The 25,072-nt window shown below is 39.2% G+C and carries 29 protein-coding genes, 1 tRNA gene and 2 pseudogenes; 9 read left to right on the top strand and 23 right to left on the bottom strand.

Annotation, left to right across the window (positions count from 1 at the left end):
* Positions 1 to 5: 5 nt before the first annotated feature.
* Positions 6 to 1,337, bottom strand: coding sequence for an OmpA family protein (locus tag AS141_RS03935; protein ID WP_057936335.1), 1,332 nt, complete (start codon positions 1,335 to 1,337; stop codon positions 6 to 8).
* A gap of 309 nt (positions 1,338 to 1,646) precedes the next feature.
* On the opposite strand from AS141_RS03935, the gene AS141_RS03930 reads away from it, so the two are divergent.
* The 3 genes from AS141_RS03930 (at position 1,647) to AS141_RS03920 (ending at position 4,493) form a co-directional block, all read left to right on the top strand.
* A complete protein-coding gene (locus tag AS141_RS03930) occupies positions 1,647 to 2,981 on the top strand; it encodes a hypothetical protein (protein WP_057936334.1) in 1,335 nt (444 codons plus the stop codon).
* A gap of 21 nt (positions 2,982 to 3,002) precedes the next feature.
* Positions 3,003 to 3,740: a hypothetical protein gene (locus AS141_RS03925; protein WP_057936333.1), complete on the top strand. Its 738-nt coding sequence runs from the start codon at positions 3,003 to 3,005 to the stop codon at positions 3,738 to 3,740.
* Positions 3,741 to 4,010: 270 nt separating this feature from the next.
* On the top strand, positions 4,011 to 4,493 hold the full coding sequence (locus tag AS141_RS03920; protein ID WP_057936332.1) for a hypothetical protein: 483 nt from the start codon (positions 4,011 to 4,013) through the stop codon (positions 4,491 to 4,493).
* 470 nt (positions 4,494 to 4,963) lie between these two features.
* On the opposite strand, the gene AS141_RS03915 is transcribed toward AS141_RS03920, so the two are convergent.
* Positions 4,964 to 5,563, bottom strand: coding sequence for a Crp/Fnr family transcriptional regulator (locus AS141_RS03915; protein ID WP_057936331.1), 600 nt, complete (start codon positions 5,561 to 5,563; stop codon positions 4,964 to 4,966).
* A gap of 123 nt (positions 5,564 to 5,686) precedes the next feature.
* Between AS141_RS03915 and AS141_RS03910 the strand changes: the two genes are divergently transcribed.
* Entirely contained in the window at positions 5,687 to 6,403 is a 717-nt protein-coding gene (locus AS141_RS03910) for a LytR/AlgR family response regulator transcription factor (RefSeq protein ID WP_057936330.1), read from the top strand.
* Between the two features lie 118 nt (positions 6,404 to 6,521).
* Here AS141_RS03910 and AS141_RS03905 read toward each other — a convergent pair whose 3' ends face one another.
* Both AS141_RS03905 and AS141_RS26795 read right to left on the bottom strand, forming a co-directional pair.
* On the bottom strand, positions 6,522 to 6,920 hold the full coding sequence (locus AS141_RS03905) for a nuclear transport factor 2 family protein (RefSeq protein WP_082632197.1): 399 nt from the start codon (positions 6,918 to 6,920) through the stop codon (positions 6,522 to 6,524).
* 96 nt (positions 6,921 to 7,016) lie between these two features.
* Positions 7,017 to 7,160, bottom strand: coding sequence for a hypothetical protein (locus AS141_RS26795; protein ID WP_198293505.1), 144 nt, complete (start codon positions 7,158 to 7,160; stop codon positions 7,017 to 7,019).
* Between AS141_RS26795 and AS141_RS27525 the strand changes: the two are divergent.
* Positions 7,109 to 7,398 (top strand): annotated as a pseudogene (locus AS141_RS27525) (transposase); the annotation flags it as partial. The gene AS141_RS26795 and the pseudogene AS141_RS27525 sit on opposite strands and share 52 nt — an antisense overlap.
* 123 nt (positions 7,399 to 7,521) lie before the next feature.
* A complete protein-coding gene (locus tag AS141_RS27220; RefSeq protein WP_262480993.1) occupies positions 7,522 to 7,650 on the top strand; it encodes a hypothetical protein in 129 nt (42 codons plus the stop codon).
* Positions 7,651 to 7,789: 139 nt separating this feature from the next.
* Here the strand turns inward: AS141_RS27220 and AS141_RS03900 are convergent, their stop codons facing one another.
* The 11 genes from AS141_RS03900 to AS141_RS03860 all read right to left on the bottom strand — a co-directional run bounded on the left by AS141_RS03900 (position 7,790) and on the right by AS141_RS03860 (position 15,730).
* Positions 7,790 to 8,170 (bottom strand): nuclear transport factor 2 family protein, encoded by a 381-nt coding sequence (locus AS141_RS03900; RefSeq protein ID WP_057936328.1) that lies wholly within the window; start codon positions 8,168 to 8,170, stop codon positions 7,790 to 7,792.
* Positions 8,171 to 8,331: 161 nt separating this feature from the next.
* Positions 8,332 to 8,622, bottom strand: a complete 291-nt coding sequence (locus tag AS141_RS03895; protein WP_394331072.1) for an RloB domain-containing protein — start codon at positions 8,620 to 8,622, stop codon at positions 8,332 to 8,334.
* Positions 8,623 to 8,640: 18 nt separating this feature from the next.
* A complete protein-coding gene (locus AS141_RS03890) occupies positions 8,641 to 8,955 on the bottom strand; it encodes a hypothetical protein (RefSeq protein WP_057936326.1) in 315 nt (104 codons plus the stop codon).
* Entirely contained in the window at positions 8,945 to 10,039 is a 1,095-nt protein-coding gene (locus tag AS141_RS03885; protein WP_198293491.1) for an AAA family ATPase, read from the bottom strand. The genes AS141_RS03890 and AS141_RS03885 overlap by 11 nt, the downstream gene beginning before the upstream one ends.
* An 11-nt stretch (positions 10,040 to 10,050) precedes the next feature.
* Complete coding sequence (locus AS141_RS26790) at positions 10,051 to 10,251, bottom strand: hypothetical protein (protein ID WP_198293490.1); 201 nt, start codon at positions 10,249 to 10,251, stop codon at positions 10,051 to 10,053.
* Between the two features lie 1,079 nt (positions 10,252 to 11,330).
* On the bottom strand, positions 11,331 to 12,125 hold the full coding sequence (locus tag AS141_RS03880) for a type II toxin-antitoxin system HipA family toxin (RefSeq protein WP_232424811.1): 795 nt from the start codon (positions 12,123 to 12,125) through the stop codon (positions 11,331 to 11,333).
* Positions 12,022 to 12,588, bottom strand: a complete 567-nt coding sequence (locus AS141_RS27010; RefSeq protein WP_232424810.1) for a HipA N-terminal domain-containing protein — start codon at positions 12,586 to 12,588, stop codon at positions 12,022 to 12,024. The genes AS141_RS03880 and AS141_RS27010 overlap by 104 nt, the downstream gene beginning before the upstream one ends.
* A gap of 2 nt (positions 12,589 to 12,590) precedes the next feature.
* Positions 12,591 to 12,881 carry a helix-turn-helix domain-containing protein gene (locus AS141_RS03875; RefSeq protein ID WP_057936743.1) on the bottom strand — a complete coding sequence of 97 codons (291 nt, stop codon included), beginning with the start codon at positions 12,879 to 12,881 and terminating at the stop codon, positions 12,591 to 12,593.
* A gap of 205 nt (positions 12,882 to 13,086) precedes the next feature.
* Positions 13,087 to 13,497: a recombinase family protein gene (locus AS141_RS03870; protein ID WP_157243378.1), complete on the bottom strand. Its 411-nt coding sequence runs from the start codon at positions 13,495 to 13,497 to the stop codon at positions 13,087 to 13,089.
* 153 nt (positions 13,498 to 13,650) lie between these two features.
* A complete protein-coding gene (locus tag AS141_RS03865; protein ID WP_057936324.1) occupies positions 13,651 to 14,397 on the bottom strand; it encodes an RloB family protein in 747 nt (248 codons plus the stop codon).
* Entirely contained in the window at positions 14,390 to 15,730 is a 1,341-nt protein-coding gene (locus tag AS141_RS03860) for an AAA family ATPase (RefSeq protein ID WP_057936323.1), read from the bottom strand. The genes AS141_RS03865 and AS141_RS03860 overlap by 8 nt, the downstream gene beginning before the upstream one ends.
* A 581-nt stretch (positions 15,731 to 16,311) precedes the next feature.
* On the opposite strand from AS141_RS03860, the gene AS141_RS03855 reads away from it, so the two are divergent.
* The gene (locus AS141_RS03855; protein WP_082632171.1) at positions 16,312 to 16,521 is read left to right on the top strand and encodes a transposase; all 210 of its coding nucleotides are present in this window, start codon (positions 16,312 to 16,314) and stop codon (positions 16,519 to 16,521) included.
* Between the two features lie 140 nt (positions 16,522 to 16,661).
* Positions 16,662 to 17,474: an IS3 family transposase gene (locus tag AS141_RS03850; protein ID WP_082632170.1), complete on the top strand. Its 813-nt coding sequence runs from the start codon at positions 16,662 to 16,664 to the stop codon at positions 17,472 to 17,474.
* 11 nt (positions 17,475 to 17,485) lie between these two features.
* Here the strand turns inward: AS141_RS03850 and AS141_RS27215 are convergent.
* From AS141_RS27215 to AS141_RS03820, 6 genes and pseudogenes are all read right to left on the bottom strand, one after another.
* Positions 17,486 to 17,650 (bottom strand): annotated as a pseudogene (locus tag AS141_RS27215) (IS256 family transposase); the annotation flags it as partial.
* Positions 17,651 to 17,804: 154 nt separating this feature from the next.
* Positions 17,805 to 18,704 (bottom strand): hypothetical protein, encoded by a 900-nt coding sequence (locus AS141_RS03845; protein ID WP_057936322.1) that lies wholly within the window; start codon positions 18,702 to 18,704, stop codon positions 17,805 to 17,807.
* On the bottom strand, positions 18,701 to 18,985 hold the full coding sequence (locus AS141_RS03840; protein WP_057936321.1) for a hypothetical protein: 285 nt from the start codon (positions 18,983 to 18,985) through the stop codon (positions 18,701 to 18,703). Before AS141_RS03840 ends, AS141_RS03845 begins: the two co-directional genes overlap by 4 nt.
* 623 nt (positions 18,986 to 19,608) lie before the next feature.
* Positions 19,609 to 19,681: transfer RNA gene (locus AS141_RS03830), tRNA-Thr, on the bottom strand.
* Between the two features lie 99 nt (positions 19,682 to 19,780).
* Positions 19,781 to 21,940 (bottom strand): DUF349 domain-containing protein, encoded by a 2,160-nt coding sequence (locus AS141_RS03825; RefSeq protein ID WP_057936319.1) that lies wholly within the window; start codon positions 21,938 to 21,940, stop codon positions 19,781 to 19,783.
* A gap of 48 nt (positions 21,941 to 21,988) precedes the next feature.
* Complete coding sequence (locus AS141_RS03820) at positions 21,989 to 22,558, bottom strand: YqgE/AlgH family protein (RefSeq protein ID WP_057936318.1); 570 nt, start codon at positions 22,556 to 22,558, stop codon at positions 21,989 to 21,991.
* 103 nt (positions 22,559 to 22,661) lie between these two features.
* On the opposite strand from AS141_RS03820, the gene pdxH reads away from it, so the two are divergent.
* Entirely contained in the window at positions 22,662 to 23,294 is a 633-nt protein-coding gene (gene pdxH / locus AS141_RS03815; protein ID WP_057936317.1) for a pyridoxamine 5'-phosphate oxidase, read from the top strand.
* Here pdxH and bshB1 read toward each other — a convergent pair whose 3' ends face one another.
* Both bshB1 and AS141_RS03805 read right to left on the bottom strand, forming a co-directional pair.
* A complete protein-coding gene (gene bshB1, locus AS141_RS03810; protein ID WP_057936316.1) occupies positions 23,295 to 24,014 on the bottom strand; it encodes a bacillithiol biosynthesis deacetylase BshB1 in 720 nt (239 codons plus the stop codon).
* Positions 24,015 to 24,025: 11 nt separating this feature from the next.
* Entirely contained in the window at positions 24,026 to 25,069 is a 1,044-nt protein-coding gene (locus AS141_RS03805; protein ID WP_057936315.1) for a M23 family metallopeptidase, read from the bottom strand.
* Positions 25,070 to 25,072 lie beyond the last annotated feature (3 nt).

The raw sequence follows: 25,072 nt of genomic DNA, 5'->3' as shown, positions 1-25,072 counted from the left end.
GCTTCTTATAATTTAATAAATTCCACTCTGCGGTTTTGGGCCCTGCCCATCGGTGTATGGTTGTCGCCCACAGGTTCAGATTCACCCTTCCCCTCAGTTTCCATCCTTGAAGCATCAACTTTATAAATGTTGTGAAGTGCCTCTTTTACTGCTGCTGCCCTCCGCCCGCTCAACACCAAATTGGCAGATTCCTCTCCTGTAATATCCGTATGACCTGTGATACTTACCCTGATTTCAGGATGCAGGGCCAAAACGTCTGAGATTGACTTTAACACCCCTGCAGATTCGGGTTTGATTATTGCCGACCCAGTGTCAAAAAGAATTCCGGTCGTACTAAATCTTCCCTCTTCAACCAGCTTGTGCCGTGTATCAGGCAAGCCCTTGGCAATCTTGATATTGCTGAAATACACACCTACCTGTTCATTGGTGTATGAGCTACTGCCCAACTGAAAAAACAATTGGTTATAAACACCTATTTTCGGTAGACCCTTGGGCACATCATAAAGCTTCTCACCATCAACCCATATCCGCAGCCGCTCTTTCTGTCCCTGCATTGCCACATGAACTACCTTTCCATACCATTTACTGACTAAAGAATTTCTTGTCGATGGGCTATTGAAATAACGTGTATACTTTTCATAACTCTCCAACATAAGGTTTCCTCCATCGGCGTGCGGTGAAATTTCAACATAAAAAGACTTGTCGCCCTTGGGGTCGCTGAGTAGCTTGTTGGAAGATGGTGATTCAGAACCTGAGTCCAGCAACCCAAATTTGAGAGAAGGTGCCAAATATCCCTTGAAATCAAACTGCAACACCATATCAAATTCCACGGTAAAATCTGGTCCCAAGGAGGATTCATTATCCGTTAAAACAACTGCCCGTTGTGCCATTCGCAACCAGTTGCCGGGGATGCCATTTAAGCTGACGATTACAGAACTGCCATTGCTGTTCCAGCCAGTGGGTAATTCGCCGATGGCCTCTAACCCAAAATCATTCGCATATAACACGGCATCCCCTGGCTGGAAGTCATATTTGCTGAAGGATGCGAGCATATTCCTCTGATCCGTTACCTTATCAGCTTTTGTTGTCGAATCAGTTTCATCGATCACTTCCTCCTGCCCTTCCCCTATACCATTAGTGGCAAATTTGAAAGCTTTATCAATCCCTCTTGAAACCACCTTGTCAGTTTCTTTCAATACACTTTGGGTAGCTGCTTGGCTCCCTCGATTTTTCACTTTGTTGAGAATGGACTGTGCCTGAACGACAGGGGACAATCCTTCTGTAAACAGCCCCGTAAAGATGATTACTGAGACAAAGACATTTAGTAAGTACTTCATAATCAAATTAATTGTAAACGACTCATGGCACTAAAAAACCAATCATAACAAAGTTAGTGCATTGGCTTTAGCCGAAATTTCTGTTTCGACAAACCGCAGTATACAGGCACAAACGTACCTGAACGGCGACGAAAATCTCCAACTTCCTGTCGCTGATTATTCCCCCTTCATCGACTCCATAGGTAGTTCGTCGAATGCATAAAAAAGACGTCGCATATATCCTGTTCATTGCAGAAAAAAATATAAACCAGAGCTGTTCTGTTTACCCATGAAGGCTCTCTATCAGTAAAACAGCACGATAAAAAACAGATGTACCCTTACGGAAAAAAAGAAATTATACTGGTCAGTGCACTATTCCTAGTGCTACTTGGCGCCTGCAATGACGACTTTTCGACACCTGATAATGGCAATTTTATCCCCCTAGAACCCATTAAGAAACCACTAGGGGTACCGCTAGATACGCCATTCTCAGCATTTATAGGACCACATGGGGGAGTTCTTCAGTATGGTGAACACTCAAAAACCGAACTGCGGATGGAAATCCCTCCTGGTGCGGTGGAAGAACCTACCAGCTTCAGCATACAACGTATCACCAATACTCACGATGAGCTATCTGGAAGGTCCGCCTTCCGGTTGGGCCCGGAGGGTATCCAGTTCAAGAAACCTATAAAGGTCTCCTTGTTTTATGATCCCAAGGTTGACATGAACCCTCAAACACGTATGGTCGCTTTCCAGCGCAATGACGGAGTATGGTGTGGAGTTTCCACTGCATTGGATGAATCCAAGCAGCGGGTATCCTTTGAAACAACTCATTTTAGTGATTGGGTATGGTTTGATTTTATCTCCATCCGTGCAAATAAGAAAAGTGCCGGAAAAGGGGAAAAGGTTGAACTCAAGTTGCTGGAGCAAGTCCTGGGTGCGCTAAATGCCACCAACCAGATCGACAGTGTACCCTTGGCTGCTATGGACGAAATCGGTCTGTCAAAAGATTTGAGTATTGCCAACTGGAAAATTGTAAAAGGTCCAGGTACCCTTGTACCTAAGATCAATACAAATGCGTTGTTTGGCAATGCCATATATACCGCACCAGAGGCAATCCCACAATTTGAAGATGTGGAGATCCAAGTAGAGGTAGATAGCAAAAGTGGCTACATCAGTGACCCTCTCGCTCCTAACGGAAGGCGGAAATTTGGAAAACTCTTCCTGATCACCAAAATTCAACTGATTCCAGAAAATTACATATCTCTTAAATTAAACGGTATTGCCCAAAATCTTTCACAACAAGGAGTTTCACATATTATAAACAGCTCTATTCATATACGTGCCGAAAATGAACAGCAAGCATTGACAGTATCATTACAATGCTACGGCACAGCAGAGGGTATATACCCAGGAGGAGATGCCCCCGGTCAATCCAAGTTTATGCTAAGTGGGCAGCAGGGTGGGCAGCGGTATTTCCTAAATAACTTTTTTCGCCACTGCGACAATCAATATATGTACAATGGTACCACTTCTGTTTCCGAAAAGGATGGATACCTAGAAGGCTCTTTTATAGGCCAAGCGTATTCACTACATAGTGTGGACTGCGAAGACCAAGAAGCTACAACAGTGGAGTTTCTCTTCAAAATCAAACGCGGAAGTTGATAATTATAAACCTCAGAAAAAATGAAGTTCATACAAATAAAAAGCAAGTGTGTAAGAGAGCTTCTTTTTGGAGCGGCTATAGTATTACATACCGCCTGCTCAAATTCAGATGATCTCCCCATTTCACAAGTGGGATATTCGACAGGAGTAGTAAAAAATACCGCTGGCATTCCCCTTAAACAAGTGCGGGTACTAATCGACCACAGTATTTTCTTCAATGCAGGAATCCATGACCTTACAGATAATGAGGGAAAATACCGCATAAAAATCCCTGATGGTTCATGGTTTGCCTTTGCCATCCACGAGGTGGTATATAATGGAAAAACCTACTCGTTTTACCTGCATCCTGACAACACCGCAGGCTTCGGTGGAGAGGGAGCAGTACGGAACTTTACATGGAAACTATCCGGAACTATGTCCCCCCCTCTATCGGGCAATTATGGCGGACTTATCACAATAGATAATTATCCCGGTATTTACATTGAAGAATCTGAGATTGATTTTATCCTTACCCCTATTGGCAAATTGATTGATGGAAGCGAAGGCTCTCCCCTCATCCGAAACCCGACTGATACCCATATTCAGGATATTCCTATCGGACTTTATAGCCTGACTGCAACTTACCAGGGAAAGCCGGTCTTGCTTCGGAAATGGAACTCTGAAGATGCATTTGTGGAAAATTATGAATTGCACTTTGAACCACAGATTGAAGCCCAATGCGACAATTGCGCAAAACTGGAATACTATTGGGAACCATAAAGATACTCTTTTGCCAAAGGTCAGTTTCCCGCCACAATTTTAGCGCAACGCTTCCCCTCATCACTTCCAAAATCATAACAACTGGCTCAAGGGCATTGGCCAAATGGATGGTTCAGAATACTAAGCTCAATCCTAATATATTTCCGGAAACCACAGTAGTAGCATAGTTTTTCTGTAAAACTGAATTATTAGGCGATAACTCTTTTCCTGTAAATCACTGACTTTAAATACAAATCAAATTCTCGAATCCGATATATAAAAAAGAAAAAAATGAAAAATCAATGCTATTCCTTTCTGACAACAATTTTCACAACTTGTCTAGCTGTCACCGGTGAATCGGCTGATATGCACAAAAAAAATCAGGACTCTCCTTTTGGTAATTATTATTGGAATGTGTCCGCTGTCACAATCCATCCAGCTTTAGATGTGGATTTGGACGGTAAGCCAGATACTGATCTTCGGATTCTTGTACCTGACTGCGAGAAAGATGATTCCGAGCGATACTTTGCCAATGGAACAATCGTCTCCAATCGTGGCTTGGTCAGATGTGATGAAGAGGAAGAACCAGAGGAAGAAGTTGGCACTTGGTCATATGATGAATCCATGAGGACGATTATTATGGAAAATTATGATACTAACAATCCGGTTGAAGCCCAGATAGAATCTGCTTCGGATTCAGAAATTGTTTTGGTCTCGCAACACCAATCTTCTATAGGGACACACACTATTCGGATGATATTAAAACGCAAGTAAAGAAACCCTAAGCAAAGGCTATGTCTGCTGTTTCCTAAGGGACTAAAAAAAGTATAAAGCACGTACTTCTATCTTTTGCCCTAGGATGCTGAATACCAGCAACCGCTTATATAAAACGGCCAATAAAGTTTATTCAGAGAAGAAAAGTAGCGCCTGTGGCTGACCAAGTCCGTAGAGGCGGACCTAAGAAAGCAGACCAGCCCCCAGAGAGGACCAATGCCGAAATGGATGGAAGGGTACTTAGCGGCACAGCCTGTGCATTCTTAACGGTATCGATGGAATGGAGAGTTAAAACGTACCAGAGCAAAAGCAGCAATCAAAACTCAAATTGATTGAATCCTGGTTGTCCGGTACTGAAATCAAAGAAAGGCCGGAAAGCATGACCAACCCGTTCAAATACGAAAATAGTATAAGGTATTACCAAGAACCCACCAAACCAGAAAAAAGAAGAGATGTTTACGCATACCTATTTAATGCTCTTTCTGAACAAGTATCTTTCTGATCCGACTTAGGCTGTCCTGATGTATTCCTAAAAGTGACGCAATGTATTTCAAAGGAATCTGCCTGATGACTTCTGGTTGGCTTGACATCATTTTAGCATAGCGTTCCTCAGCTGTCATACAAATCGCATCAATCTGGTTGTCCTGTAACCAATTTAATAACCTATCCATTATGGCCAACTCCATTTTGTACATCCGGGGAATAAGTTGTTTCAGAGACAAAGCTGCTGGTTTATCCCACATCAAAACATCAATTTCAGTCAATGCTTCCAAGGAACAAGAAGAATCCTTGCCGTTCTGGAGATACAAAGGCGTTGAAAGAAAATGATTGGTAGAGATAATTCCCAGAGTATAATCGACATCGTTTTCAATGCGGAACAATCTGGCAATTCCCCTATTGAGAAAATAAAGTGCATCAACTCTTTTTCCTTGTTCCATTAGTACCGAATGTGGGGGAATAATCCGGTGGCGTGTCTGGGCACTGATAAGCTTGAATTCCTCAGGAGTGAACACAATTCCGCATTGATGTGCGATGTGGCAGAGCTTTCCAAAATGATTGTGCGCTATCAAACGTATGCAGGGTAGTAATCCACTAAAATATAAAAAAAGTTTGGCTGTGCAATTTCTGACATATGTCAGCTCAGAGAATGGATACAGCCGGATAACTTAGTAGCTCGAAATAAGAAAATGTAAATGAAAAAACAGACCGTACTTATTGTTGATCGCGATGAAACCTCAAGACGCTGTATACGGGAATTCACCAAGTTAAAGAACTATCGTTTTGTATTTTGGGAGTGTTGCAATGGTTTGGAAGCTGTGAAGTACATAAATGCCCTACAGCCGGACCTGGTATTTATGGAAGTGGACACCCCGGGAAAAAGTGGCTTTGAAGTCATCAAAAGTGTAGGCTATCAATCCTCAGTTATTTTCACTTCTACCTCCGCAAAAAATGCTGCTAAAGCATTCGAATTTCATGCTATCGACTATCTTATAAAACCGTTGGGTTTTGATCGTATGCAACTTGCCTTGCAGCGGTTTGAGCAGTGGTTGGGAACCCAGACTCTTAAGAATGCCCATATTAATTATTCAGCATGTATACTGGTTGAAAAAGGAAGGCGGTTAACCAACATACCCATTAAACTAGTCTCTTATTTTAAAGCCGACAAAGACTACACGTTGATCCATTCTCTCAACGGGGAATCTTTTCTGAGCTCAACTGGCATCGGGCAGATCGAACGCAAGCTGGATCCTCAATATTTTATAAGGATCCACAGATCCTATATTGTTAATGTCAACCACATCCAAGAGCTTCATCGTGACATAAATAGGTTTTCTGTTTTACTTCCGAATGCAATTGAGATTAATGTAGGAAGAAATTACGTCCCAGCTATAAAAGAGCTCATCTTTTAATCATTTAAAAAAACGCAATCCTTTCATAAGGAGCTTTGCGGGTGGCTGTAAAAAATTGATGCAAATATCTCCTAGGAAAATGGCTGCGGTGATTCGAAATATCAGAACAGCTTGTTATTTATTCTTTGGTCAAGCCCATGGCTTGTCCGATTAGGAAAGTGTCGGTGTATTGATTGAATTCCGCTATTTTACCATCCTTAACTTTATACTCGCAAACAAAATCAGATTTCATGGATTTTCCAGTTGTGACATAAGTTCCTTCATAGAAACCTATTACAAATACACCCTCACCAGTATCGAAGTACCGTAAAATGGTTGCCTTCCAGTTTATCCAATCTTTCCCAAACCCATCAAATACTTTTTTAAAAACCGCGTCAACTCCTGTATGCTGCCCCCCACCTGGAAAACCCTTCATTTGGTTCCACTCAATATTTACATCGAACAATTGCCTAATGGCATCATAATCTTTCTTTTCAAAAGCATCATACATTGTTTTTATGGTTTCAATATTCTCCATTTCTCCCTGAACAATTACTGGTTTAACTTGTGAATACCCAAAGCTACTATTGGACAAATTAGGGAGCAAAATTTTATATGTAAAATGCTATTTTCATTAAATCATACCTCTGCTTTTTTCTTCCAATTCTTTTTTCAGTAAAGAAAATGGATTGTACCAAATCTCCCAACTTTTAGGACTGATCCAGCTTGGACCTGGAGGAGAAATGGGGGAAGAAATATCCTGTGGTGATCCGTTCATGGAACAGTAACTGGGAACGTCTCAGTGCCTATTTTGCCTATACTAAACCCATCAGAAAGATCTTTTATACCACCAACGCGGTTAAAGGGTATCAACGACAGGTTAGGAAGTCACCTAAACAAAAGGGGCTTTTACAAGTGATATGGTGCTGCTGAAACTGGTGTATCTTGCCGCAATGAGGATCGAACGGAAGTAAACGAACCCGATCCATAACCGGGGGTTGACAGTCCAACAATAAGCCATTAGATTTGAGGGGAGGTTGGTGTTGGATGTTTAAAAATTAATCATTTAGTTCCCTTCCGTTGGGGTACCCCAACGGAAGGGAGGAGTTGGTCTAACACTCCCATTTGACACCGGGAGTGTGAAAATCTATTCTCTTCGGATTCCAACCGATATGTTGGATAAGCTAAAATATGGGATTGGCAGAGATACCAAAGCTTCTATACGGGATATGATTTTGACGGCGATTGCAAAGCATTATGAAATTTAATGATTGGGCTATGATCTGTGGCTGTTTTAAAATCACTTCACTTTCGCCCCAGATAAAGATAATGAAAAGAGGAAAAGTGTCCAACCCCTACACGCCCGGCCATAGGCCATAGATTGTGCCCTCGGGTTGTGTGGCGTACTTAACTTTTATCCGCTATTCTATTGATTTTTCCGTCCATAAATTCAAATTCCGATTTCCCTTTCAAAATCAAAGTATCTCCCGATTTGAGTCCATTTGGTAAATCAATAGCTAATATTGCTTGGTAATCAATGTTAATAATCACAATAGAGTCTCTAAATTCCCAAGATTCAATAGTCTGTTTCCTTTGCTTGAAATATTGCTTAGCTAACTCTGCTTGCTTTTTAAAAGCTTTTAATCCTACCGTTCTCAAATCCACTGTATCATTTGAAATATTTTCGAATACAATATTTTCATCAAGATTTTTGGCCATTCCTTCTATATCAAAACTGTTGTATGCACTGACATAGGTTTCAACTACTTGCTTTTCTTGTACATTCATATCTTTTTCATTTTCACAACCTGATTAAGAATCAATATCAAACTGGGAATAAATATTTCATATCCTGCAATCGGTCTTGTATGCCACATAATGGTTAACAATATGGCAATTGGCGACCCACGGAGTACGTCATTATCCCCTGCTGATGAAGTTTGATACAGTCAAGACAGTCCTAAAATTCCAAACAGCTTATGCATACCAGAATGTCCTCTATCCGGATTCTCAGGATCAAACTCATTACATTTTTTGGAATGCCCTATAGCAGAAGGCAGCCTTTCTTTTAACTTCAAATATATATCATCTCCTTCTCTGGTGTAATATTTCTGTGCTTTGGCGTAAGCTGTCATATGTTTTCTCAGGCTACGCTCCGCTCTTGCACAATCATCGAAAGGAGCCTGAGTGAATTCAAAGTGAAGCAAGAGCCAAAATTCCATGCATGGTTGATTAATAATAACAGTGACATTCGTAACTTAATCCAATAAGCCCTTATACTTCAAAAATTCGTCGAGAGGTCTAGGCTGACCTTTTTTTGCCTCTCGTGTCTCTTTTAAAATCACGTCCATATCGATCATCCATACTACAGTGTCATAGTCATCAGAAAGACTAAGTACCTTATCGTATTGGTTGGATAGTGACTTTTTCTGAGGAATTTCAGGTTTGATCTGAAACAGTAAATCAGGATGGTTTCTTTTGAGCATATTAAGATACCAAGCTTCAGTATCCCCATCTACTACTACGGCAACTATAGGTTTTCCTTTAGAAAGGATATTCTTTTTATTTCTCATGGGTCAGATCGATAAAAAAGTCCCCTGTATGGGGCACACCTCCTAGCTTCCCTATCTTGTAAGCATTATATACATTGCTAGTATTTCTGATCACAGAAGAATCAAAATCACTCAAAGAATAAAGCTCAGTAGCACTACTCTCATTTTTATCAGTAAACCAGATGGCATCATTTCTATAGATATCCCTATTGTCCAAAATTTCCCGGTTGTGCGTAGTGGCTATCAACTGGGAATTCTTGGTATTCATCAGGAATGAAAGGATAAAATGATTGTATAGATCAGGATGTAAGGAAGTCTCCAGTTCGTCAATCGGGAAAATAACTGACCCTTTGATCATCAAAGCCAAGAGTCCTGCAAACCCAAAATACCGCTGAGTTCCCTGAGATTCAGATAAAAATGGTAAAAAATACTTAGAACCACCTACTGTATGTTCAAATTCCAATTTTGGAAAGGAGACCTTTCCTTTTTTAACCCATTCTTTAAAACTATCGGAATTTTTCTGAAACCTATTTTGTAAAAGCTCCATAAAATCTGGACTGACTTCACCCTCATTCTCATCTATTACAATATCTGAAATATTAAAATCAGCTCTACGTAAGATTCTTGAAATATCATTCTTCTCTATTTCACCAGAATCAATTTTATGTATAACATAAGTATCTAACTGCGTATTTGTTAATACCATTCGCTTGAGATGGTTCTCAAACCAGTCAGCAACATTCCTCAATTCATCTACCTGAATATTAGTCTTTAGGTATCCTCCTAGTACCGTATTATTCCACAGGGTATTTGATTCCAGTGTCTTTTTATACACTTTATCTACCGAGATCTTACTTCCAAATTTGATTTCTGTAAACTGATTTTCAACATCTGTAGTCCGCCTGAAAATATTGGCTTTGTTCGGATTGTAGTAAGTCAGCTCTTCGGTTAAGACTGCGTTTTTGGTGAATTCTACTGTATAAGAATACTTTATCTCATCTTGGATAAATTCAATGGAAAGAACCGAGGGGTTACGAGGTGTTTCCTGGTCGAATAGAAAAGGAGAAAATTTAAGTCGCGCTGTTTTCTTTTCTTCCGGTTCCAAGACTAAATCCCTTAGAAAATCAAGAGCCCGAAGGATAGTGTCTTTCCTGAGGCATTGGCACCATAAATAAGACCAAGCTTCAAAACCCTGATGCCGCTTTGGGTAGTAATCACATATTGATCTTCCAAATGAGTGGAGCTATCCGCTTCAAAAGAGAGGATTTGATTTTCCTTAACAGGGCCAAAATTTTGGACACTAAAGTTGAGTATCATCTAGGTGTTTTTAAGACTAATGCTTTTAATTTACTCGCAAAAGAGTATATAAAAATACTACGAAAAATACTGATTTTAGTTTTTTTTAGTATAAATATGTAAACATATTACATATTTGGATAAAAAAATCTTCAATATCATAATTCCTGAGGCCACTTCCACACCACCTTCTGCACCTCACTTAAAATTAACACCTAGGTGCTAAGGCTAATTAAAACCCTTAAACAATTTAGCTTCAATAAGTTGGACATTATTTTTAAGATTCAAAATGTCCAGTTTTTTTAGTTAAAAAACTGGACTGCCTCTTCCGCTTTCAAACTGCTTTTAGGTTCTTAGGCTAACACCAGATAGTTCTGCAAGCATTTCTTGGTTAACCTGCAGCATCTCTCTGCGCGTTTTAATGGATTTTATCATTTCCGGAAAGTGCATCATAGTACTCTATTTAACTCAAAAACAGGAAATACTTTAAAACAATATCAAAAAAGAGCAATAAAATGCACTTTAATAGAAAACTTAGATACATAGACGAATTCTCACACATAAAGTACACTATAACGCACTTTACTAATTGAAAAAATATCCATTGCTACAACCTGTTCATTATTCAAAACAGTCTAAGAGAATCCTTTAAATCAGCTTGATAAGCTCGCCATAAGCTCCAAATCTTCTTCAAAATGGTTCGAGTAATCTCTCACTAGCTCCACCTGACAGCACAAATCCTTCAAAATCGGATTTGTGCCTTTATTTTTTGAAGACAATCCGCTATTTATCAGCTAGATAAGCTTGACAAATTTGTTAACTTCAGGGGTTCAAACTTTTTCGTCCTGAAAAGTTTTTTTTTTAAAAAAGTCGAACTCAGTATAATCTTTTTCTCCTCGACACTCGCATTTTCATATAACTCACCAAGCTAAGCCATCACAATCAACCCCTGTCTATCATTACCTTAAAGTTTTTTTCAGGGGTAGCTTCAATGCCGAAATCTGGTTTTCACAGCTGTCAATGTCGCTTTGGCACTCTCATTCACCTCGTCGTTGTCGGAAAGAGGCAGATAGATTTCATCAGTATAACTATTTTTAGATTTACTCAGAAAATCTAAATGCAGCCTGCATCAGTTCCTGCTCGGCTCTTGAGATTCCTAATTGCTTGGCCTTTTCTTTCCAGTTATTTACGCTACATAGTACTTCACTGATGATTTGTTCCATGTCCTTTTCACTTAATCGAAAAAAAACACCAACACTTTTCGCCAATTCCATATCCAATGCATTGTTGTCCATATCAATATTCAAGGCCAAGCCATTTTTATCTATTGATGGATTGATGTCGTAGGCCGGAGAAAGCACCCATCCATTATCCGTCAGCAAGAATCCATGGTTGCGCAAGTGATCGTCCGTATTGGATATAGCAATATTAAAAACAATCCTCCGCCATAGTTGGTGGAGGTTCTTCTCGATGGAAGTGCCATTATTCTGGATAAACTCAGCGATATCCAGATAGCTGGCGGAGGTATCTCTAATGGTATCTTCGCTATTCCCCGTCATGGTCATAGCAGATGCAAAATGGATGCGTTCAATTTTATGTCTGTCAAATCTTTTGGTAAAAAAAGTATGGTATCTACCTGATATTTTTTCCAATCTGCACTGAGCCATTACTATACCCGCATCTATGGCCAATTGGTAAGCAAGAAATTCCCATGCCGCTTTGTCCATGGTGTCGTTTTTAGATGGAAACTTGGCTATCCACAAAGATTTTTCTTCGTCAAGTATGTTTGCCTTAGGTCTGGCACCGCCCAAAGACGATCCAGGAGCCATCAGGATAGCCCAGCCATTTTTTGATATCTGCGCTTTCACTATCGCCCTCCACCAAATCAGCGGCATGCTGCAACTCTCTAACAGACGACCATGGTGGAGTTGGCATATCGGCATTATCATCCAAAAAAGATCCACCTAAAGTTGTCTTAAAACGCAGTGCACCCATCCGGCTTTCATCATAAACCCCCAACAAATAATCGATGTCATAAAGATTCGTTGCCTTTTCTCCATGTTCAAGAGCTTGCTGAGCCACCCGACGTTTCATCAATGTGCGTCCCCATGTATCAGGCATACTGTCTAGAAAAATACCAAAATTTACTTTCTGGTTGGGAAACTGAGCCCCTGAATAGAACTGTATATCAGGGTCTATCTGCAATTGCTGCTCGGATTTTATCCAAGCTTTGTCATATTCAAAACTAAAAGCCTTTTTCCCCTTTGCATGATGAGCTGACAATACCCCCATCAGTTTGGGTTCAGGCATTCCTTTCCAATGGGCGAACACGTAAATATCAAATTTCTGTTTCACCATTTTTACTTCAATAATTCAAGGTCCTGTAATTTTCTACCCAGTTCATCGTCTGCACCGAGTTTAAGTACATCTTCTTGTAAACCTAAAACTCTAAGAACGTTAAAATATCCACCAAAAGCTACGCTTGGGTCTCCTTTCTCTATCAGATATAGTGTAGAACGAGCAATATCCGCTCGCTCTGCTACTTGAATGGTAGTCAGCTTACGACGTTTGCGAGCCAGCTTAATATTTTCGCCCATCTGCTCTAGCAACTGGTTGTGCTTTGGCAAGATGATTTGCTTGCGAGTATTCATAATCATTGCTATTTCAAACAAAAATACAACAAATGACTGAAATAACAATCATTAATTTGCTTTTAATTTACTCTTCTAAAGAATATAATTTTCAATATTGTCTAGTAAAGGAAGCAAAATGAAATTCAATTACGCATTTACTAATTTCTTCAAATCCTGTAAAAAGTGTTTCGAAATTTGTTCGGTCAAGTCGACGAAACCTGTTTCAAGGGAAATCAAAATCCTGTAAATCAGTAAATTTACAGGATTTTGAATCTACTTTAAAAACTACCCGCTTTTCAGACCGTAGCAGGAACCGAGGAATATCTCTTAATAAAACAAGGATTATACAATCTAAAACATCCTGCACTTTTAAAAAAGTTGGTATAGCAATAATTCCGTCATTTTGGCCTTCTACATAATGTGCATCCTCATCTTTAAATGCAGCGACAAATATTTTCCCTATGTAGTGTCTGCTTCTGAGCATTCTCCAGAAGTTTGCCTTGCTCATTCTTAATCCTTTCTCCCTCATACTTCTAAAAACATGTTCGACAGAGAAGTCACCAGTAGCTACTAAATTAAATGCTTCACGAATTATCTTAGCACATATAACAACTTCCCCTTTCGGGTTAGTCAAGTTATTGTGGCAACTGAATAAAATTTGTAATTCCACCCTGATATTCTTATCAATTTGCAATTTTTCATTTAAAATCGAACTAAATACAATAAGAAACTACCAGGATTCGTGCATCGAAACCTTGATTTACCGTACTTCACATACAATAATAGGTTAGTTGTTTGCCGATGGCTTCTTTCCCCTATTCTTACTAAATTGTTTAATTTTATCAGCCTCTGCCTGAATAAGGCTAGGGAGGGTTTTACTTAAAAATTCATTGAACTCATTTTTACCAACTACTTTTAGTATTGATTCTCCTAGTTGATATATTTTTGTTTCCTTTTCATTGGGTATAAAATGTTTTATATCGCTATCAGCAGCTTTAGCATTTTTGATTGCGTCCGACAATGATGAGATAAATTTAAATGGATGGTATCCACCTTTTTCAAGTTTAGAAATTTCATTTTTGAAATCGTTACACGACATTGAACCAGAATCTTTGATATTGCCTTTTTTATGAAAATAAAGCCATACTTCAAAACATGGATTACTCAATACAATATGCCAGTTTGGATGTTGATCACAATACATCGCTATTTCTCTTAATTGTTCTTTTTTCCACCTGTCAACATCCATAACTATCCATAATTGATCTTCATCAATTAGTCCCTCCTGTTCTATATATGTAACTACTCTTTGTAGCACCCATTTAGGGGCTGATTTTGTGCCAAGTTTTGGAATCAATTCTTCATCTGTAACCTTCTCTTCAATAATATCAACTTTTATTTTTCTAGATAAATATTCTAAAGTTTTAAAATATTCAGGTTCTCGTTTACCTCCTTCACACGCAATAGCAAAAAGCTTGTAATCTCTTACTAGCTCTATTGGTGTATCTCTTTTATAGCCTCTTTTCTTATGCATCGTTAGTCTCCCACTTTAAATCCTCTAGATGAGCAAGAAATGGAATAGCTCCAAACCGTCCTTTTAAATAACCTTTACGAATATCAAGATCATATCTGGGTTTGAAGTCGCTTAAGGAATACAAATGGGATCCCCCTAATTGTTTATTTTTCTCAATAAACCAAATTTCATCTTGCCTGAATATATCTAGGTCTAATAAATTAGATTCATGGGTTGTAAATATCATTTGTCCACTAGTTTTTTCATCTTCCATAATCTTTCGAACTAAGGATTTTAGAAGTGACGGATGTAAACTTTGATCTATTTCGTCTATTATAAATGTCATCCCATGATGTAGCATACCATCAAATGCAGGAATAAAATCTAAAAGTCGCTGCGTACCATCTGATTCTTCATTCAACTCAAATTGTACTTTATTACTATCACTATCTAAATGATGAGAAACGACTTTCTTAACTATGTATTTCCCTTTCTCTTTTGTAACTACAATACCACCCGCATGAGTATCAATTGTAACATCATTTCCAGCCTCAATGTGTTCAATTATCTCTTTCTTTAATTCATCATCGTCATCTCCAAAGTATTTTTCAAAATCAATCGTTTCTATCCCCAGTTCTTTGACACCTGTATCAAAAGTGTTCAAAAGGTCGTTAGCGAATTTTTTAAATTTTGATGAAGATGTTAATGGGGGAACTAAACTATGGATTTTACTACCTGGATGAATAATTACAATATTTTTAGTTATTTTCCTTTTAACAGATATTAATACATCAATCTTTAATTCCGCGGTTTTACCTAATAACAATTCATTAGCCTTCAAAAGATTCTCTTCTAGCAGTTCTATCAAAAGTTTTTGCTTTTGAGTTCTGCGGTACTTATCTGCTATTTTTATATTAGTCTTACCTGATTTAGTTGACTTCCGTTCAAATATAAGTTTATCTTCTTTTGTTACTCCTGACTCATACAACCACTCTTCAACTACAACATTGTAATCAAAGCTAACTCCATAAGCATATATAATCTGTTCAATTGAGAACTCTATTTCAAAAGAAACTGGTTTACTAGCATTTGCCTTATCTAGTTTGAACTTTTTACCATTCACAGATTGTAGAAGCCCCCCTTCCCTCACAGTATCTTGCAAAAACTCAATCGCTTTAATCAGGTTTGATTTCCCTGCTCCATTTGCTCCATATATGGCAGTTGCTTTCAAAACATCAACTTTGCCTGCTTTGTAAACATGATGTTTATGGGTTTTGAAGGAACCTGCCAACATATTAAACTCCCTTTCCTCATTGAATGAGAGGAAGTTATTCACAACAAATCTGATCAGCATAACTTTTTTTTCAAATAAAGAGAATTTTTCTCTTAAACGCTAATGATGGAAGACTTGTTCCTCAAAAAAAGCTTTTCTTAAGTGAAATATTCGTCCTACTAAAAAAACCATTCCTCTTCTTCTTGTTGGTTCTACCCTTAAGTTAGTGGAAAACACGATTCTTAGTTAGTTTAAATGTAAGAGGAAATACACTCATGGGCATTTAAAGGGCTAAATGACGATCTCTCATATTGAGTTATCAGTATTTGGTCAGGTTTTCATTGCTGGACTTCCATTAAATTCGTGGTAGAAACTTCTTGTTTTCTTCTATCAATACTGATCTAGCTTGTATGCTTCTAACTAACGACTCATAAAAACCCAAAATAGCATCTGTTTTGATTTGAAGCGCAGGGCGTCTTCTGTGAGTCCGAATTTACCGATTTACTTCTATATTCTTTTAACTAGTCCCTGCATATTCTTATCAATTTGCAATTGGTTTATCTACCTCATCCCGACCTTCTCCTTAAAGAGGAGGCGCTTGGCTCTGGAGTTGCTACATTTAATGTGAGACAGATTTAAGAAGTAACTTTAAATTTGTAGATATGCATAGAAAATTTGATGATTCATTTAAGATAATGTCTGTTGATCTGAGTATTGCGAAAGGCTCTGTTGCAGAAGTCGCCAGGGAGTTAGATATCGACCCTAGTTTGCTTAGTAAATGGCGTAGGAATCCCCGTTATATTGGTAATAAGGTTCTTCCTGACAACCCTAAGATAAGCCCTGAGCAGCAAGGAATTGAGCGTTTTGCGTAAGAGGCTCAAAGATGCAGAGTTGGAGCGTGACATTTTAAAAAAGGCCATAGCCATCTTCTCCAAGGGAGACAGACCATATACCGGTTTATAGAAGAGAACCGCATATATATTCCGTAGAGAAGATGTGCCGGGTATGAAACGTGCGTGTAAGTTGTTTTTATCGTTGGTTAGTTTCTCCAGAATCCCGTGGAGAACAACGGATTAAACTACTTGTGGAGAAAATACAAAAAGTACATAAAGCCAGTAGATATCTATATGGTAGCCCCAGAATAACCGCTGAACTGCATAAGACCGGAGACCTGGTTTCCAGATCCTATGTAGCAAGGTTGATGAACAGATATGGGATACGCAGTAAAGTGAAAAAGAAATATAAAATCACCACAGATTCCAGCCATAATTATAGGATAGCAGAAAATCTTCTCCAACGGGATTTTTCAGCGGATTCTTTGTCCAGAAAATGGGTTGGGGACATCACCTATATCCATACAGACAAAGGCTGGCTGTATTTGACAACTGTTATAGATCTAGAAGACAGAAAGGTGATCGGATGGTCTTTAAGTACTAATATGACAGCAGGAAACACCACTGTAGCGGCCATAAAAATGGCTGTTGGGAACAGAGCTGTCAAAAATGGACTGATCTATCACTCAGACAGAGGGGTTCAGTATGCTTGTGATGAATTTAAAGCAATACTCAGCCAAAATAACATAATCCAGAGTATGAGTAGGAAAGCAAACTGTTGGGATAATGCGGTAGCGGAAAGCTTCTTCAAATCACTAAAGACTGAAATGGTCTATCACAGAAGATTTATGGATCAGCAGTCCGCTAAGTTAGAGGTGTTCGGATATATTGAAGGTTTTTATAATACCAAAAGAACACATTCGGCTTTAGGTTACAAAACACCGAAACAAATGGAAGAAATGCTGTTGGGAAAAGAAAGACTAGCAGCATAAAAAAGTCTCTCATTTTTAGTTGCAATTCCAGACCATCCTTTGTCTTCATCACGAAGATGCCCGTCCATCTCTGCCTGCAGGGATTCTTTCAGAAATTCCTGCAGTAGAGGCGCTAAGGCACAATCCTTTCCGAATAGGTTCTCTCCTGATAAAAACTGTTTTAATACTTTCTTCTTTCATACGGCTCTATCTTAAAAGATTTAACTAAATTCAAAGTCCTAGACAGAGTTAATTTTACACCCGCCTGCCCAAATACTCCTCAAAAGAATTCGACTTCTGAACCGCGAACCTCATCCATCCAACAAAATTTAATTTAAGGCTAATTAGACGCTATATTTTCACGTTTAACCCAAAGAGTAGTCTTTCAGTATCTAAAAACGAATTAGTAGGGTCTGCACCTTTGGAATATTCAAGACCCAAACCAATATTAGCTTTCCCAGTTGGATAGATATTCAACCCTATGGTAGCCCAATTGAGATTCCCCGATCTATAGAGGCTATCTTTTAAAGATTTTCGATAATTGTATTCAAATGTCAACTGTATGTATTCCTTGGTTTTTGCTGGAATCGGCCATAACTCCATAAATATTCTACTGGACCAGTATGATGACTCTCCCTTGACTTCTTCAAATTCTGAATACAATTCGTAACCGGAGTATGCAAAATACCGGAATACTAGACTCCCATCCTTGGCCCTGGCCTTTCCTCCGGGAAGAAATGCCTTAGAACTGAATATGCTCAGGTAGGAGCTGTAATTCATGGTACTCAAATCATTTACTTTATCATTCTTTATATCCACCGATCCCTGAATCCAGGGTGCTATTTCCCAGCCATCTGTAACGGGTGTCTTGTAAGGAACCGGGAAAAACTCCATGTTTACCCCTGCTGAAAAGGCATCTTTTTTGTTTTCCTCATCTGAGTTCCTATGGTATTCCAGTTTTGGAAATAACACAAGAGACACTTTATCATTAAATGATGTATTCTGAAAAACATCCCGTTCACTGATTTTTAAACCTAAATCAGCAGTGAAAAAATTTGAATTGTTCTTAACATCACGATTAAAAAAGAAGTTGGCAGGCTTCTGCTCTTGACTCGACGATCCTGCATAACTTTTACGTAAACCAATATTTGCATCACTCAGTTTCTGAAAGAAATCCTGCTTATCATCTCCTTGTTGTCCACTGGCCAGTAGCGGCAGAAAAACACAACATAATAAGTAAATTTTTTTCATGGCAATAACTTTGATTCCACCAATTTCACCACCTGCCCCACAGTCATACCTGATTTTGTAAGTTCGGATTTCTTTAAGGTTTTCCCACTATTGGAAGATTTGATGATCCCTCTTAAAGCCATAGCCAGATAGTTAATGTCCGGATTACCAATCTTTAAAGGAGGACCTGCAATGGTGAAATCCAACTTAATCAATTCCTGCTTCATCCCTGAAATAGCTGCAATGATGGTTGTCACTGTGTTTTGTATATCCTGATCCATACTTATGATAATTTTATTCATGAATTTACAGCAATCTGACCGCTTATGAAATACGTGTTTTCACGTAACTTTATGATTATTGCAATATAAATCCTGCTCAAGAGATTCTTGACAATATTCCTGAAGCCACCTTATTCATCATTGACCTAGGCTTTCTAGTGTAACACCAGATCAGTATTTCTAATCTATTAACTGAGATTCATAAACCTGAACAACCTCGCCAAAAGCTCCAAATCTTCCTCAAAATGGTTAGACTTCTGTATCGCCAGCTCCAGCTGACCAGACAATTTCAAATAAAAAATGGGATTTAAATTCCATCGTGGATAGTTATGTGTCGAAGGCACCATGGGATAAGAAGTAAATTTTTAAGAGTTTGAATTTCTCAGTTTTCCAAGTTCCATCCTCATTCATTAAGGATCAGGCTTCTTTCAGAGACGGAGAGCAGAAGCAGCTTCATTCTGTTAGTTCATCCCCTCAAAATAGATGCTCTCAGCAAAAGCGGTCGGGACAAGGAAAAGCTTCTTTGGAAAAAATGGGATCCTGGGTCTCCTGATCTGAATGGATTCAGGCAAATTTATTTTTTGTGCACATGATTTGCACAAAAAAAGAGGCACTCAGATTAGATCTAAGTGCCTGATTTTGAGAGCCTCCTATCGGGATCGAACCAATGACCTACTGATTACAAGTCAGTTGCTCTACCAGCTGAGCTAAGGAGGCTTATTCCGTTATTGTGATGCAAATATAGAAGATCACTTTATTTGCTCCAAACCACAAGAAAATAAAAATCCTATCTCCCTTATTCTGAGTGACAAAAATTTAAAATTCTCTTAAAATTGACAACTTGCTTTTCAATTTCTCTATTTCCTCTTCAGCCTTTTGAATCTTCAGGTCAAACTGGTCTTTCAATTTGTCGGCAGTTTTTGAGGCAGCAAAGAATTCCAGGTTGTTTTTCCAGAGGGTGATATTATTCTCCAATTCAGAAATTTGCTTACGAATACCGTGTTCCTTCTTATTCAGTGTTTTCACAGCGTTAGGATCAGACTGTAATCTGTTCAGATTTAACCTGAACAGGAAATCTTCCCTTCCTTCGCCTTCAGGGCTTAGCTTCTCCAAGTATAGATCGACAGCAGTTTTAAACTGGGTCTGTATATCCTTCATGGCTTTTCTCGGCACAAACCCGATATCATTAAATTCACCGACTAATTCGGTCAATGCATCCTCTGATACCTCTCCACTCTCAGCTGCTTCCGTAATTTTTTTACAGATGTCCTGCTTGCTCTCAAGATTATCCTCGAACTCAACATTTGACTGTTTAGTGGAGTTTCTTCTATTGTCAAAGAATGTGTCACAAGCAAGTTTAAAGCGCTTGTAAAGGCTGTCTCTGTTTTTTTCAGGTGTCGGACCAAGTTTTTTCCAATCCTGCTGTAGCTTCACCAGAGCATTGGCAGTATTCTGCCAGTCTGAACTGTCTTTCAGTTCCTCGGCTTTGGCAATCAGTTCTTCTGCTTTTAACTGGTTCGCAGCCCGGATTTCATCAAGCTCTTTGAAAAACAAGTTCTTGTTATGGAAAAATTGCTTGAAAGAAGCCCAGAATGACTTGTTTATTTCCTTGCCGGACTCCCTGGGAACCGGCCCAATCTTCTGCCAGTTTTTCTGGATTTCAAGGATTTCCTTAGTCTTGATGTTCCAATCCCGAATTCTGTCTGCATGAAATTCCGCAAATGGCTTTAATGACTCAATCAATGCTTCTTTCTGATCTTGATTTACTTTGAAGACTTCTTTCTGGCCTTCATAAAAATCCTTTCTTCTATCATAGACCGCATCGGATGCACCTTTGAATTTCTGCCATAAGCCCTCCTGTTCATCTCTTGGAACAGGACCAATATGCTTAAATTCTTCATGAAGATCATTTAAAACCTTAATGGCATCTTTCAGGTCTTTTACATCTTTCAGCCCCTCAGCCTTCTCGACAAGCTCTAATTTACTTTCCAGGTTTTTTTTGCGGTCAAGTTCTTTGAGTTCAAAATAAATACTCCTATTGTCATAGAAGCGGTCCATCAAGGCATTATAGCTAGCCCAGAGACTTTTATTCTGTGAAGGGGGCACTGGACCGATACTTTTCCATTCTTCCTGTAAGGCCTTGATAGTAGACATACTCAGCGTAGTCTCCTCTCCATCTACCAGCTCACGGAGTTTGTTTAGAAGTTCAGTCTTAGCGTTGAGATTGTTTTCCTTTTGCTTTTCAGCTTCCTTACGAAGCGTGTTAAGTTGATGTCGGTATTCGAAATAGTAGGTATTAAACTCTTTCTCCTCATCACTTGGACGGAAGTCAAAGTCATCCTCTACTCCGCCTTCTGCTTTGAATCTCTCCAAAGCTTCATCCTTTTCCTTATGTGTGAACTCATCGAAAGCAGCTTTAATCTCATGGACGAGCTTATCTATTTTATAGATATTGTCTTGCTTAACTTTACTTTTCAGCAAAGCGAGTAATTCAATTTTGGAAAGTGAGGTGACATCAAAGTCTTCATGATGGTCTCCTTCATTCTCTTCTTCGGATTCCTCTTCATCAGAGACTATGGCTTCTGCAGGCTGGGTGGATGGAGCATCACCTTCAGTTTTCTCTTCAGGGATAACTTCCTCAACAGCACTTTCAGTTGGCGTGGCTGGTTCTTCTTTACCTGTTGGCTCTTCGGTTTTAAAGGAGTCTACCTCAGGAGCCTCTTCTTCATTGATAGTCGCCTCCCGGGCCGGTGTTTCATCGGTTTCTGTGGGACCTACAGTATCCTTTACATCTTCGGAAGTGACCTTGGCAGTTTCTTCTATGGAAGGCTCGGACACAGGCTCACTGGCCTGATCAGCCACAATATCTTCGTTAGCTTCAGAATTAGTTTCCTTTTCGATACTCTTTGCCTCTTCGGAATTGGAGGGTTGAGTCACCTTGTCCTTGTCAGACAAATCATTACTTTTCTCAGTCATAAAAACAGTACTATTAATGGGCAATATGAGCAAAAGTAGGGATTTTGCCTAATTTAATCTTGGATCTAGGGGATAATTTGCTATTACTTTAAACTCCCCTCCCATACTCTTAAGTAAGTTTTTCCAGAGTTCTTCAGGTGTAAAATTCAACGTTTGTTCATCGAGAATTTCTCTGCAAATAATCCAGGTTTCGTCTGACAACTCCTCTTCCAATTGCTCTGCCCCCCAACCGCTATACCCCAAGAAAAACCGTACTGACCCAGGGTCAAGCAATCCCAGCTTCAATTTTTCCACCAGAGAATCATAATCTCCACCCCACCAAATATTATCACCCAATGAAATACTTCCTTCCAACGCCTTTTCACCTGCATAGATGAAGTGTAAGGTATTCTGTTCTACTGGCCCACCGACAAAAACATCCTTGTCCATAAAATCCAATGCTTCCACGAGTTCGCCGAGTTTAAGAATTGAAGGTTTGTTTATTATTAAGCCAAAGCTTCCCTCTTCCGAATGCTCACAAAGGAGGACCACAGAGCGAACGAAATTTTCGTCCTGCAAAAATGGTTCGGAAATTAGAAGATCGCCGGCTTTAGGATTTCGTAGTTCGTCTTTACTCATTCTTCTCTTAATTCTAAATTCTCGAAAAATATAGATTATAATTTTTTAAATGCAATGCCAATGGTAATTTTATCTATAAGATTTTATTGATTGACAACTTATCATGGACATCGCTGCAATACGTAAAGACTATTCTATTAAATCACTGGATATCAGTGACGTAAACACAAATCCTATACAGCAATTTGGGGCGTGGTTTGAGGAAGCTGTAAGTGCGGATGTTTTGGAAGTCAATGCCATGACTGTTTCTACCTTAGGCTTGGATGGCACACCCAATGCGAGAATTTTATTACTGAAAGGTGTCGATACTGGATTCATCTTTTTCACCAACTATGACAGTGAAAAAGGAAGAGAGCTGGAAAAAAACAATTCCGCCTCGTTGACTTTTTTCTGGCCTGAGCTGGAGAGACAGGTACGGGTACGGGGAAAAGTAGAAAAAATAACGGAAGCAGAATCCGACACATATTTTTTTTCAAGACCGCTAGGTTCGCAAATTGGAGCCTGGGTGTCTCCGCAAAGCGAACCAATAAGCTCACGTGCTGATATAAACGCCAGGCAACTGAAAATAGAGAAACAATTTGCCGGTAAAGCCATGAGCCGCCCACCTCACTGGGGAGGTTACCGATTAATGCCGTTGTCCATGGAATTTTGGCAGGGAAGACCTAGCAGATTACATGACAGAATAAAATATGAATTAAAAGAAGGTAAGTGGATCCTGTCCAGGCTTGCCCCTTGATTACTTCAGCTCAAAAAGATTAGTAGTCCCTATCATCCGTTCTACGGTATATCCTTCACCATATTTGACAAGTATTTTGTGTCCAAACTCTCTAGCCCTAGCTTCAATAAAGGGAAGAAAATCAGGATCTGAGATAAAACTTACCGGTTCTTCACTTGACGGATCATAAAACTGGGACTGGAACGCTAAAATGCTATCAATTTTTGTCTGCCAATACGGAGTGATATCCACCACAAAATCAGGTTCTATGTAATTGTTTTGGATGTAATGATACACAAATTTTGGTCTCCATGCCTCTTGGCGAATTCCATCAAGTTGTGTTTCTATCTTACGAAGTCCGCTCATAAAACAAGCCGTACTAGCTAGACTAGATCCTTTTCCATGATCAGGATGTCTATCTGATACAGCATTTGCCAAAACAATCTCAGGCCTGTATTTTCTGATCATTTCGATCAGTTTCAACTGATGCTCTTCATTGTTTTGAAAATATACATCCTTGAATCCAAGGTTTTCCCTTGCAGCTAGTTTGAGAATTCTGCTGGAAGCTTCTGCTTCCTGAAGTCTCAGCTCAGGAGTACCGCGAGTTCCCATTTCTCCTTGGGTAAAATCTACTATACCTACTTTATGCCCCTGGGCTACATGAGAGGCTATCGTTCCGGAGCATCCAAGTTCTGCATCATCAGGGTGTGCAGCAAATACTAAAATATCTAGCTTTGTCATTTTTATTTTGGCTAGCGAACGCGAAGATTCTGTCCTATTTTTAAAATTGAACGGGTAGAGATACCATTTAGTCTGGTCAGTGAGCTGACTGACACACCATATTTTCTTGCAATAGATCCGAGGTTTTCACCTTTTCTTACTTTATGGTAAGCGTTTGTTCTGGCCTGGACAATATTGCCAAAAAGAGCCGGGGTGATTAAATAGTTTTGGCCCCTTATTTTGTAATCAGGAAAATCATATACTTTCTCAGCATCAAAAGCCAGACCTCTGTAGCGAAGTTCATAATGGAGATGTGATCCCGTACTTCTACCTGTATTTCCCCCTTTTGCGATTAATTCCCCAGCTTTAACTTCCTGTCCTACATCTACAAGCTGTTTGGACAAATGGCCATAGAGAGTTTCAAGTCCATTTTTATGACGGACTACGATATAATAGCCGTACCCGTACCTATCATAGGATTTCACCCGAACTATTCCATCGAAACCGCTATAAACGGGATCACCTGTGTCCAGATCTAAGTCAGTCCCATAGTGCCACCGTCTCCACCTATAACCATAGGAAGATGTTATGGGGGTTTTAGCTAAGGGCATTTTCCAATTATATCCGAAAAACTCGTCGTAAAGACGGATATTAACTGTGTCAGTAAATGTCTTTGGGTCAAAATTGTAGATATCTATTTTATTTGAGTCCCAGGAGGAGTAATACTCAAATGCAGTGACCCAAATACTATCTATCTGAATTTGCTCTGATACTTTGATCAGCTGATTGGTCGGTGCCCAAATCATGATATTCTGATCTTCACTTATTATCGATCTTACACGGCCCAAGTTCACATTATTTTCAAAAATAATGGAATCGGTAATCGAAGATAAAGTCCTAAGGTACGATTCCTGATCAAACCCCCTCAGTTCAATATTTCTCCTCTCCTGGCCTACAGCTGAGGATTGGGTGGTGTTATTTCTCTTGATAATCTTTGGAAAAATTTGAGCATTGACGTTTAAAGCGCCAATGCTCAAATTGATACAAAAGACTACAAATAGGATCGAATACCTCATCTA

Origin of the sequence: Algoriphagus resistens (genome assembly GCF_001442615.1) — a bacterium.
GTDB classification, from domain to species: Bacteria; Bacteroidota; Bacteroidia; order Cytophagales; family Cyclobacteriaceae; genus Algoriphagus; species Algoriphagus resistens.
Note: the sequence above shows the minus strand (reverse complement) of the source record. Positions and strands in the feature narration are given on the sequence as shown.